Genomic DNA, 11,648 nt, shown 5'->3' with positions numbered 1-11,648 from the left:
CTGGTTTTTTTGATATTTGACAGAAGAAAGGAAGACATCGAATGAAAAAGTTTGCACTAATTTTGGCCTGTTTCGTATTGGCAAGCTGTGCGGCGCAGGAAATAAAAGAACCTGCCGAAAATTCGCCGGCGGCACTCCCTGCAGAAAGAACGCCGGAAGCCTCGGCAGAGACAGTGCCGACACCTTCTTCGGAAACGATTGTGTTGGCGGAAGGCGTAACTGCGAAGAAACAGGAAGGAAAGTTGATCGTCAGCGCATTTGATGGAGATGTCACGTTTGAAATGACCGACCCGCTGCCTTCCGAGCTGAAATCCAGCTTTCAGATGAGCGAGGATCAAACTACGTTACAAATTGAGCTGGAGTTCAGAGCAGAGGGATGTACAGGAGATGACGAAACCTGCAGGGGTCTCTTTGAATCGTATTCCATTGCCCGGGAAGCCGGAGAAAATCCGATGGGTACGATTAACGGCTATACCGTATCTCAAAACATCATTATGGATTCGCTGCTGACGGAGCAAAATTTAAAACGGTATCTGGAATTACAAGGCTATCCCGAGGGTGAATGGAGCGAAGGCATTGAACCAGTTAACTATTTTCACTGGTCTTTTGATAAAGAATCCTGAACAGACAAATTAAAAGCGACAAAAAAAGAATGGGCGACTGTTCTTTTTTTGAAACCTGAAATTCCAGGAAAAAAGGAAATGTTGCGAAATCTTGAAGAAAAACACAAGTAGAATTTGACAAAACAAAACTACAAATGTAGACTTATATTGGAACTACATTTGTAGACTCTCTGCTTATTCGATCATTTTAGAAACAGATCGAGGTTCAGGGATAGAAGGAGAGAATCGCTATGATCGCAGACGAATATGTTTTTGATGAACATCCCAAACCTCAGGAAATCGAAGATTTTCTGGAAGGCCATCCGCAGAACAATTTACTTCAACATGCCCGCTGGAGCCAGGTCAAGGAAAACTGGTCGATGAAACAAGTCGTCGTCCGCCGCGGCGGAACAATTCGGGCTTATGCGATGATTTTGATTCGTCCGCTGCCGCTGGGGCTGAGTTTGTTTTATATTCCCCGTGGTCCGATCGTCAATTATCAGGATGAACCGTTAATTCGTTTCTTCTTCGCAAAGCTGAAGAAGCTGGCGCGCCGCAGCCATGCGGTCACGATTCGCTTCGATCCGAATCTGATCGACCGGACATACCCCTATGTTCAACGCAATCAGGAACACGGCGAGCATCGTCAGGCTCCCGTTATCCGGCAGCTGACGGAAATGAAATGCCGTCATAAAGGATATACGCTGTACCTGCGTGAAGCCACGCAGCCGCGCTTTCAGGCGGTGATGCTGCGGGAACAAATGGATTGGGCAGCGCTAAGCGCCAAGACCCGGCGAAGTATCCGGCATGCTGAAAAATGCGGTGTGACGATCCATGAAGGCGAAAGCGAGCTGGAACATTTTGCGGAAGTGATGAAACAAACTGAACAGCGGAAAAAAATCCATCTGCGCAATGCGGCTTACTTTAAACGGTTGACAGCCCTGTATGGCGAACGTGCCGTACTGATCACTGCCCGGCTGGATTTGAAGCAACGGCTGGACAGAATCACAAATCAGTTGTCTGAGCTTCAAGGAAAAACGGAAGACTTAAACAAAGCAGAAAAAGAACAGATCATCAATCTGAACCGGGAACAGGAATTTCTGGAGAAAAAATTCAGCGAAGGTTCTTCCGTTGTGACGCTGTGCGGATTATTGGCTTTGATTCAGGATGATCAGATGGAAGTCCTGTACGCGGGCACCCACAGTGAATTTCTCTCCTATCGCGCGCCGTATTCCGCACACTGGCGATTGTTTGAAAAGGCGCGGAAAATGGGCATTCAGCGCTGCAATCTGGGCGGCGTGGAAGGGACGCTGGACGATGGACTCAGCGTCTTTAAAGGAAATTTTCCAATTCAGATTGAAGAGATGATCGGCGAATTTGATCTGCCGGTCATGCCGGTTCTTGCCTGGACGCTGGATCGGGGTATCGCCTTGATCAAAGCGGTGCGGCGATGGAGGGTGAAGACATGTTAAGACTGATCGAACATGAACAGTCCCAGCCCTTCGACGCCTTCGCGGCCAGCGGGAAAATTCCGCACTATACGAAAACCCATTTTTATGGCGAACTTTGTCGCCGAAAGGGGATTGAGGTTCAGCGGGTCTCCGCCCGCAATGAAAAGGATGAAATTGTGGCGACAGCCTTAATCCAATGGGAGAAATGCGGCAGGAAGGAGTATGGTTATCTCTGTTATGGGTTCAATCTGGATTATACGAACTCAGAAACCTTGCAATTCTTTGCCAGCGCTTTAACGGAATTGGCCAAGCGGCGCGGTGCGGCGTATTTGCGGATGGAGCTGAATATTCCGCGGATCGAGCATGAAAAAGATGGCCGGATTAAACCGGAGGGATTTAACAATGAATTTGTGACGGCGCAGATGGAAGCCTGCGGTTATCATCATCTGGGGTATACCTATGGTTACAGCGGCAACCGGATGTCGCGGTTTACCTATTGTCTGAATCTTGATCAGCCGCTGGAAACGATCCGGAAACAGATAAAGCATTACACCGCCTATCAGAAGAAAAATATTCAGCGCGCGGTTTCAGTAAAATTAAGTGATGAGCGAGATCTGTCGATCTTAGTCGAAGCGGAACGGGAGCTGGCGCATAAGCTGCATTTTCTGCCCAAAAAAGAAAAGGATTTCCGGCAGCTGATGGAATGTTTCCCTGATCAGGCCCGTTTGTATGTTGTCAGCGCAAATGTCGATCAGGCTTTGAGTCATCTGAAACTTCTGCGCGAACAGCTTATTTGTCAGCAGGGAAAGTTGATCAATGCTCAACGCCTCGCTGAAAATCAGAAACAGATTGCGGCGCTGGATCAGGAGATTGCGGAACTGATGCGGGATTATCAGGGACTGGGTGAATCAAACTGGGCGCTAAACTCATCATTCAACAAGGCGAGCATGTCTATAACGTCAATATGTATACAAAGAAAATTCTGCCGAACTTCCGCGCCGCTTTTGCGCTGCACAGCGCGGTGATCGAGGATTGCTGGAAAAGGGGAGCGAAGACCTATGATTTTGAAGGCGTATCCGGCGCGCTGAATCCGGAGGATCAGTACTACGGTATTCATGATTTCAAGAAAAGCTTCGGCGGAGAATTCATTGAGTTCCTCGGTGAGTTCGACTATATCCAAGATCCGCAGGCGTATCAGAGAATCTTAAAGCGGCAGCGCCGGCACAGAAGACTGCGGCAAGGTCTGGCCCGGGTGCTTTACCGTTGAGATCAAAAGCGTGAGTTGACTTCCAAGGACGAGAAGCGGGAGAAAGCGCGGTATCAAACAAACGACTTCCCGATAAAATAAAAAAATCATAAAGGAACATAAAAATCCACCTTCCTGGCAGGTCTGCGGGCAAAAAACAGAGAGATGGATTTTTTAGGAATTATTCAAAAGGGGAAATAATCAACTTATCAGGATTTAAAACAAGTCCATCAGAAATTTCGTTTCAACACCGATTTTTGACAAAAAAAGTAGGCATTTTGCTTCATCCTAAATTGTAAGGATAAGCCTTTATATAAAGGCTTATTTGAAGGTTAAATTCATTATAAAACAGCTGTCACAAAAAGACTACATTATGTGACAGGAGGAAAAAAGAATGGATGAAGGCCGCAGAAAAGAACTGGAAAAATTATTTATTATGGATCTGGATGATGCGTGGCGAACGCGGTTGTCGCCCGAGGAAGCTCTGTTGATCGCTCTGTGGGATCGTCAGTTTGCGGAAGCTCAGCTTCGCCTGCAGCAGGGAAAAAATCGGAAAGCTTCCCAACGTGCAAGCACAAAAGAATGCGAATGAGATTTTTCACACGAAAAAACAAGGCGAAGACTTTGTTTTTTTTGTGTTGACAGAAGTATTAGACGGTGTTATTGTATTAGTGTACTAATACAGAGAGGAGAAAACCTATGGCAATCGATTTTGATTCCAACCTTCCGATTTATATCCAGGTCATGGATTATATCAAAAAAGAGATCGTATCCGGACGGTTAAAGCCTGGCGATCGGGTCGATTCCGTACGGGATCTGGCTCTGCACTTCGGCGTCAATCCCAATACCGTGCAGCGCTCGTTATCCGAGCTGGAGCGTGAAGGGCTACTGAAAAGCGAACGAACCGCAGGTCGTTTTATCTGTGAAAATGAGGAACTGATCAGTCTGGTTCGCGAGCAGATGGCGACTTCCTGCATCAGCCGCTATGTGAAAGAGATGGAGAATCTGGGATTTGAGGGGGAAGAAATTCTCACCCAGACCGCTTATTATGTAAAGGAGAGAGACAATGACAACGGAAAACACTAAACCTTTGATTCAGATCCGGGGCTTGACGAAATCTTACAGTCAGACAACGGCGTTAAAAAATGTAGATCTGGATCTGATTCCAGGTCAGATCATCGGGCTGCTGGGTCCCAATGGCAGCGGTAAGACGACCTTAATCAAGATTATGAACGGCCTGCTTCGGGATTACAGCGGCGAGATTCTGATCGACGGGCATAAGCCGGATGCTTATACCAAAAGCATGATTTCCTATCTGCCGGACGAGAGCTATTTCAGCGACTGGATGAAAGCCAGCGATGCGCTGAAGATGTTTGAGGATATGTACGCAGACTTTGACAGTACAAAAGCCCGCCTGTTGATGAAGCGTCTGGATTTGAATGCGAACATGCGGATCAAGTCAATGTCCAAGGGCATGAAGGAGAAATTTCAGCTGTGTCTGGTCATGAGCCGCAAAGCCCGGATCTATGTGCTGGACGAGCCGATCGGCGGAGTCGATCCGGCGGCACGCGAATTGATTCTCGATATTATCCTGAACAACTATGCCGAAGACGCAATCGTTCTGATCTCCACGCATTTGATCAGCGATATCGAAAAAATCTTCGATGATGTTATCTTCTTGAAATATGGAGAGCTGGCCATGCATGAGAATGCGGAGCAGCTCCGGGCGGAAACAGGAAAATCGGTAGACGAAGTTTTCCGGGAGGTCTTCAAATGTTAAAACTCTTAAAATATGAATTGATTCATGAATGGCGCAGCTATGGGATTATCTATCTGGTCTTCATCGCCGCCTGCGGTCTGTCGCCGATCTTATTTAAAGATCAGATTATGATGAATCAGGCGATGGTTCAAACGGACTCGACGATGAACATGCTGGGCATGATTTCCATTCTTGTGATTAGTATTCTGACAATGGCGATCATCATCAGCACAGCGATCAACATTGCGCTGAATTACCGGAATTCCATGTTTAAACGCCCGGGTTATCTGACCCTGACGCTGCCGGTCACAACGCATCAGCTGATTTTAAGCAAGGTAGTGGCGGATATTCTGTGGATTTTGATCGCCGGTTTCGTATTGATGTTCGGTTATATGCTCATGGTTCTGGTTGCCGGGATTCTGGTGGGGATGGACTTGCCAAGCTGGTCGGAATGGATGCGCTTATTCTCTCATCTGCATATAGATCTGTCAGATCTGGTAAGATCGATCTTGGCACTGGTTCTGATTTTCTCGGGCATGGCGGAAATGATTCTGTATGTTTATATGGTCATTACGCTGCCGCAGACGAAGTTTACGCCGCGGCATAAGACGGCGATCTCCGTGACGCTGTTCTTCGCAATTTCGATCGTGCTGGGGATGATTCGCGACAGCTTTTCCGGCCCGCTGACTCAGCTGATGCACGGAATGCCGACCAATGGAATCCTCGCGGTGGAGATTCTGATCGCCTTGCTGACCTGTGCTTTGTTCTACGGCGTCATCTACTTTATTCTTGAAAAGAAATTGGAAGTGGAATAAACAAAAGAAATTCTCATGGGCAGACCGTGGGAATTTTTTATTTAAAACCAAAAGCAGGCAGCGAAAAGTTCGGATTTACGGGATAACTTTTGAAATGTGATTGGCAACCAGCGACTTCTGCTTGCGGAAAGTTCCTGTAAAAACCAAGGTTGAAATAGAGGGAAGGAAAAAAATTTGAGGCTCAGAGAAACGGTGCGAAGTTTTCCAATTTCTGTTTAAAGTTATAAAATGGTTCGAGGCTGGCCATACTAACGACCAGGAGGATCGATGAGATGAAAATGATCAATGGAATTGCCTTGCTTCTGGTCATCGTCGGCGCAGTCAACTGGGGTCTGGTCGGAGCTTTTGAATTCAACCTGGTTTCCTTCCTGTTTGGTCCAGGCACGCTGTTTTCACGGATTATCTACAGTCTGGTAGGGATCAGTGGCCTGATCGCGCTGACCTTCTTCGGAAGACTTGGCGACTGACAGAAACCGGCAATGCTTTTTTTCCTGAGCTAAATCAGGTATAATGTCACCGAAGAGGTGACTTTTTTTATGAGTCTTGTAATTACGATTGTCTGCTTCGCGATTTCAGCGGGCATGTTGATTTCCCTGCTGACGTTGCTGAAGCGTTCCAAGAAAATGAAAAAACTGATTGCCTGCGTCGATCAGATCGGCGATGAAGCCCAATTTTTTCCGGTAATTGATCAGTTTATTACGTCGATTCAGGATTCAGAGTTTGCGGCAAAAGGTGAAATCCTGAAATTGTGGGGATTGATCAAGTATTATCATGAGTTGTCTGAAATTGAAGCATGTCTGCAGCGGATTGATTTAAGTAAAATCATCATTGATCCGAAGCATCGCCGGCGCAATAAGATCGGCTTAAACGAAGATAGTTTTTATTATCTCTGTTTCGCGTGCAGTTTCAAAGCGTACAGCCAGAACAAGACCGAGCTGTTAAACCGCCTGCATGAAAAGGTGCTGGAAAAGGAAGATTATTTTCAGGATCAGCTGTTCTATCAGCTGTATACCGCCAGCTGGAACTGGTATACGAAGCAGGGCGACCGCGGGGAAGCCGTATTTCTGGATCTGGCGCAGGGCCTGATCAGGAAAATGAAATGTTCCCGACAGATGCTGGATATTTACCGGAATATCGCCGCGGCTTTCCTGGCGGGAATCGCGCAGGATCGCGGCGATGCGGAATTAGCGCAGCGGGTGGAAAAGCCGGTGTCCAGCTGGGCGGCAACGGAAATGGGCGGCAACATCCTGCGGGATCTGGGAATCCGCGAAGTGAGTCCGATGCAGAGCTGGTCGAAAACGGAAGCGGCAGAAGAAGAAAAGCCGGAAAAATAACAAACCGGATTTTGTATTAACCCGAATTTTTTTGAAATCAGGAGAATAAAACATAAAATGTCGCAAAAATGATGGATAAAACTGTTATCCTGCGTAAAGCTGTAAATAGCAGAAGGAAACTTCGTCTGCGAAAAGTTGAAAGTCCCTGGTCTGAAACGGGAGTTAAAAATATTTGGCAATCTCAAAAGAGGTTGCCTTTTCATTTGAGAAAAAAGAAAAGACGAAAAATCGAGTCTGCGGATAGGACAACCGGGCAGAATTCTGATATAATGATCGCGCACGAAAAGACCGGGATGAATTGAAATCCGGTCATTTTGCGTCTTGTTGACACGGTAAGCACAAAATGGTGCACCCCTTCAACAAGAGGCTGAACTACGCTTCTATGAAAAGACAGGAGGAATGATTTATGAAGTTAATCGTCGGCTTAGGCAATCCCGGCCGAGAATACGAACATACCCGTCACAACGCCGGCTTTGATGTGCTGGACCGGCTGGCCGATCTGTTGAACACCGGCATCAGCCAGTCCAAGTTCAACGCGCTGATCACAACAGTGCGCACCGGACAGGAAACGATCCTTTTGATGAAACCCCAGACCTACATGAACAATTCCGGGGAAGCGGTGATCCAGGCCGTCCAGTTCTATAAAATCCCGGTCGATCAGATTTTGGTAATCCACGACGACCTCGATCTGCCTGTCGGCAAGATCCGTATCCGTACCTCCGGCAGCGCCGGGGGCCAGAAGGGAATGAAGAACATCATCGACCATCTGCATACTCAGGATATCGCCCGGATCCGCGTCGGAATCGACAAAAATCCTTTGATTCCGATCGTCGATTATGTGTTGGGCAAAATCCCGGCCGATCAGCGCGAGGACTATCAGGCGGCGATCAACCATGCGGCGGAAGCGGCCAAAGCCAGTATGACGATGCCGATCAGCGACGTCATGAACCGCTTCAACCGCAGCCGATGAATTTCCTGTTAGGCCGGCTGGCAAACAATCCAGCCGTTTTGGCCTGCACGGAGCAACAAGCCTTCCTCTCCGCGTCTTCCCTCACGGAAGAAGCGCTGATTCTGGCCGCCAGCTACGCGCAACATCCGCGGCCGATGTTGATCGTCAAGAATAACTTATATACCGCACAGCGTCTGGCGGAGAAGCTCAAATCCCTGCTTTCTCCGCAGGTCTGCGCGCTTTTCAGCGTGGAAGAATCGCTGCGCGTGGAAGCCATCGCCGCTTCGCCGGAAGCCACGGCGGAAAAAGTCGAAACGCTGAACCGGCTGCTGAACGAGGATCAGCTGATCTGCGTCACCCACGCGTCGGCGTTGGTTCGCTATCTGCCCTCACCGGCCCAGTTTAAGCTCTGTACGATCGTCTTGAAGACCGGTATGGAAGTGTCGATGAACGAGCTGAAACGCACGCTGATCGCGGCCGGTTATCAACAGACCGCCCGCGTCGACCAGCCGCTGTGCTTCGCCAGCCGCGGCGGGATTATCGACATCTACTCCATCAACAGTGAAACCCCGGTGCGGATTGAATTTTTCGATACCGAGATCGAGAGTATCCGCACCTTTGATATCGCCACCCAGCGCACCGTCGAGGTCAAAGCCGAAACTGAAATTGTCCCGGCCTCCGACCTGCTTCTGGATGACGAGCAGATAAGCTTGATTCAGCAGCGCGTCCGCCGCCATCTCGAGTCGCTCAAAAGCCGCTATACCCATGGCGAATACGAACAGATCGAGGGTATCATTGACCTTGATATGGAAACGATGCGCGCTCATCTGCGGGAAAGCCGGCTGTATCCTTATCTGAGCTATCTTGATGACAACAGCTCGCTGATCGACTACTGTCCTAAAGCTCAGGTTTTCCTGTCCCATCCCGATCAGATTAAAACCCATCTTCATCAACTGAGCGAGGAAACGACGGCGTATATTCAGGAAATGACGCTGGAGCTGAAAATGCTGCCGCGCTTCACCGTCCAGCATGAATTAAACACCGTGCTCGCCGGACGCAAGGTTACGGAAATCGACAGCTTCGATTCGCTGCGCAGAGTTCCGCACGCGATGATCCGCGAGGTTGCGCTGCCCAACGAAACGCTGGAAATGAAGCTACAGATCGCCCTGAAGGAAGGCCGCGGACGTCAGCTGTATTTCTTCTTGCAGGAACATGAGCTGAAGGAAATCGTGCCGATCCTCAAAGGCAAGGAAATTCCGTTTCTGCTCAATGATCGTAAGCCGCATGACGAAGGTCTGGTCTTGATCAATCAGTCATTGGACGAAGGGTTTGAGGCGCTTAAGGAAAACATTGTCGTTTACACTTCGCACGAACTATTTAAGAAAAAGACCAAGCTGGGCCGCTACGCCTCCAAGTTCAAGGAAGCCGAAGCACTCAGCAGCTATCAGGATTTACAGCCGGGCGATTTTATCGTTCATTCCCAACACGGCGTCGGGCAATACCTTGGGATCGTGACCCGCGAGTTCAACGGTGTTCATAAGGATTTCCTGCGCGTCGTCTACAAGGGCAACGACGAGCTGTTAGTTCCGCTGGAACAATTCCGTCTGGTGCGTAAATTCGTCTCCCGTGAAGGGGTTGTGCCGAAACTGAATAAGCTGGGCAGCCATGATTGGGAAAAGACCAAGCAGCGCTTGAAAGACAATGTCAACGAGATTGCCGACCGCCTGGTCAAGCTGTATTCCCAACGCGAGGAAAATATCGGCTACGCCTACGGGCCGGATTCTCCGCTCCAACAGGAATTTGAAGACGATTTCGATTACGAGCTGACGCCCGATCAGGCACTGGCCGTGCAGGAGATCAAAAAAGACATGATGCAGTCCAAACCGATGGATCGTCTGTTGTGCGGCGACGTTGGCTTTGGCAAGACCGAGGTCGCGCTGCGGGCTGCGTTCAAGGCGATTACCGAGGGCAAGCAGGTCGCGTTTTTGTGCCCGACCACGATCCTTTCCCTGCAGCACACCGCCACGGCCATGAAGCGCTTTGAAAACTTCCCGATTCACGTCGAGGTCCTCAACCGGTTTGTCGTGGAGTCCAAACAAAAGGAAATTCTGCGCGAACTCAAGGAAGGAAAGGTCGATATGATCATCGGCACGCACCGGATTCTGTCCAAAGACGTGCAGTTTCACGATCTCGGGCTGTTGGTCATTGACGAAGAACAACGCTTCGGGGTTGAACATAAGGAAAAGATCAAGGAAATGAAGGAATCCATCGACGTGCTTTCGCTCTCCGCCACGCCGATTCCGCGCACCTTGCAGATGTCGCTGATCGGCATCCGCTCCTTGTCCCAGCTGGAAACACCGCCGAGCAACCGGATGCCTGTGCAGACCTATGTCATTGAGAAAAACCGGGCGTTGGTCAAGGAAGTCATCGAGCGCGAGCTGGCCCGGCAGGGACAGGTGTTCTACCTGTTCAACAACATCCAGGAAATCTACAATGTCGCCCGTCAGATCAAGCAGGACGTGCCGGAAGCGGAAATCGCCGTCGCTCATGGCAAGATGAGCCGCGATGAAATTGAGGAAGTCATGATGCAGTTCACGGATAACGAAGTGAACGTGCTGATCTGCACGACGATTATCGAAACGGGCATCGACATTCCCAACGCCAACACAATTCTGATCGAAAACGCCGATACCTTCGGTCTGGCACAGCTCTATCAGATCAAAGGCCGGGTCGGCCGCAGCGACCGCATCGCCTATGCCTATCTGATGGTGCGTCCGCGCAAGCAGGTGAACGAGATCGCTCAGAAGCGCTTGCAGGCGATCAAGGAATTCACGGAGCTGGGCAGCGGTTATAAGATCGCGATGCGGGATTTGACGATCCGCGGCGCCGGCGATTTGTTAGGCCCGAGTCAGTCCGGCTTCATCGACACCGTGGGGATTGATATGTATATTGAAATGCTGCAGGAAGCGATCGCCGAGAAGAAAGGCGAAGTCAAGCCGGAGGTCAAAGAACCTGTCCGCGCGCAGGTTCAGGTCGACGGCTACATTCCGAAGCAGTTCGCGCCGCTGGATTTTGAGAAAATCTCGCTTTACCAGCGGATTGATGCAACGGCGGATGAAGCGCAGCTCATGGCGCTGAAAGAAGAAACCCAGGATTATTTTGGCAAAATGCCGAAATCCGTCGGCTTGTTGTTTGAGAAGAAACGACTCGATATCCTGCTGAACGAACCGCGGATCGATTCTTTCCGCGACGTTAAAAACCAGATGGAAATCGTCTTCTCCAAAGCCTTTTCCGATCATATCGACGGCGTGAAATTATTTGAAACCTTCACGACGATCTCCAAGGATATCCAGCTCCGGTATGTGCAGGGCAAGATTATTGTCCGGCTGCCGAAAAAAGGAAATGAACTGGCGCTGGCCATCGAAGTGTTGGATCAAAGTAAGAAACTGGAAGTTTCATAGAATAATCCGGGGCCGGCTGTCCCATACTATT

General features: G+C 49.3%; 12 protein-coding genes. All 12 read left to right on the top strand.

All coding sequences use genetic code 11. The annotated features are described in order from the left end of the window. Positions 1–41 precede the first annotated feature (41 nt). The 12 genes from I2D94_RS02355 to mfd all read left to right on the top strand — a co-directional run bounded on the left by I2D94_RS02355 (position 42) and on the right by mfd (position 11,617). Complete coding sequence (locus tag I2D94_RS02355) at positions 42–623, top strand: hypothetical protein (protein WP_195395483.1); 582 nt, start codon at positions 42–44, stop codon at positions 621–623. 230 nt (positions 624–853) lie between these two features. Next, positions 854–2,074, top strand: coding sequence for a peptidoglycan bridge formation glycyltransferase FemA/FemB family protein (locus tag I2D94_RS02350; protein ID WP_195395482.1), 1,221 nt, complete (start codon positions 854–856; stop codon positions 2,072–2,074). Then, entirely contained in the window at positions 2,068–3,078 is a 1,011-nt protein-coding gene (locus tag I2D94_RS02345; protein WP_195395481.1) for a peptidoglycan bridge formation glycyltransferase FemA/FemB family protein, read from the top strand. Before I2D94_RS02350 ends, I2D94_RS02345 begins: the two co-directional genes overlap by 7 nt. After that, a complete protein-coding gene (locus tag I2D94_RS18470; RefSeq protein ID WP_255524725.1) occupies positions 3,018–3,320 on the top strand; it encodes a peptidoglycan bridge formation glycyltransferase FemA/FemB family protein in 303 nt (100 codons plus the stop codon). The genes I2D94_RS02345 and I2D94_RS18470 overlap by 61 nt, the downstream gene beginning before the upstream one ends. Positions 3,321–3,693: 373 nt before the next feature. Further along, the gene (locus tag I2D94_RS02335) at positions 3,694–3,891 is read left to right on the top strand and encodes a hypothetical protein (RefSeq protein WP_195395480.1); all 198 of its coding nucleotides are present in this window, start codon (positions 3,694–3,696) and stop codon (positions 3,889–3,891) included. Between the two features lie 107 nt (positions 3,892–3,998). Then, positions 3,999–4,385, top strand: coding sequence for a GntR family transcriptional regulator (locus I2D94_RS02330; RefSeq protein ID WP_072685195.1), 387 nt, complete (start codon positions 3,999–4,001; stop codon positions 4,383–4,385). Then, positions 4,366–5,079 carry an ABC transporter ATP-binding protein gene (locus tag I2D94_RS02325; RefSeq protein ID WP_195395479.1) on the top strand — a complete coding sequence of 238 codons (714 nt, stop codon included), beginning with the start codon at positions 4,366–4,368 and terminating at the stop codon, positions 5,077–5,079. Before I2D94_RS02330 ends, I2D94_RS02325 begins: the two co-directional genes overlap by 20 nt. Beyond that, complete coding sequence (locus I2D94_RS02320) at positions 5,073–5,873, top strand: hypothetical protein (protein WP_195395478.1); 801 nt, start codon at positions 5,073–5,075, stop codon at positions 5,871–5,873. Before I2D94_RS02325 ends, I2D94_RS02320 begins: the two co-directional genes overlap by 7 nt. A 272-nt stretch (positions 5,874–6,145) precedes the next feature. Then, positions 6,146–6,340 (top strand): DUF378 domain-containing protein, encoded by a 195-nt coding sequence (locus tag I2D94_RS02315; RefSeq protein WP_006058322.1) that lies wholly within the window; start codon positions 6,146–6,148, stop codon positions 6,338–6,340. Between the two features lie 69 nt (positions 6,341–6,409). Then, positions 6,410–7,207 carry a hypothetical protein gene (locus I2D94_RS02310; RefSeq protein WP_195395477.1) on the top strand — a complete coding sequence of 266 codons (798 nt, stop codon included), beginning with the start codon at positions 6,410–6,412 and terminating at the stop codon, positions 7,205–7,207. Positions 7,208–7,613: 406 nt separating this feature from the next. Then, complete coding sequence (gene pth, locus I2D94_RS02305; protein WP_195395476.1) at positions 7,614–8,177, top strand: aminoacyl-tRNA hydrolase; 564 nt, start codon at positions 7,614–7,616, stop codon at positions 8,175–8,177. Beyond that, the gene (gene mfd, locus I2D94_RS02300) at positions 8,174–11,617 is read left to right on the top strand and encodes a transcription-repair coupling factor (RefSeq protein ID WP_195395475.1); all 3,444 of its coding nucleotides are present in this window, start codon (positions 8,174–8,176) and stop codon (positions 11,615–11,617) included. The genes pth and mfd overlap by 4 nt, the downstream gene beginning before the upstream one ends. Positions 11,618–11,648 lie beyond the last annotated feature (31 nt).

It is taken from the genome of Holdemania sp. 1001302B_160321_E10 (assembly GCF_015552275.1).
GTDB lineage: Bacteria > Bacillota_I > Bacilli_A > Erysipelotrichales > Erysipelotrichaceae > Holdemania.
This window is presented reverse-complemented; position numbering and strand designations above follow the sequence as displayed.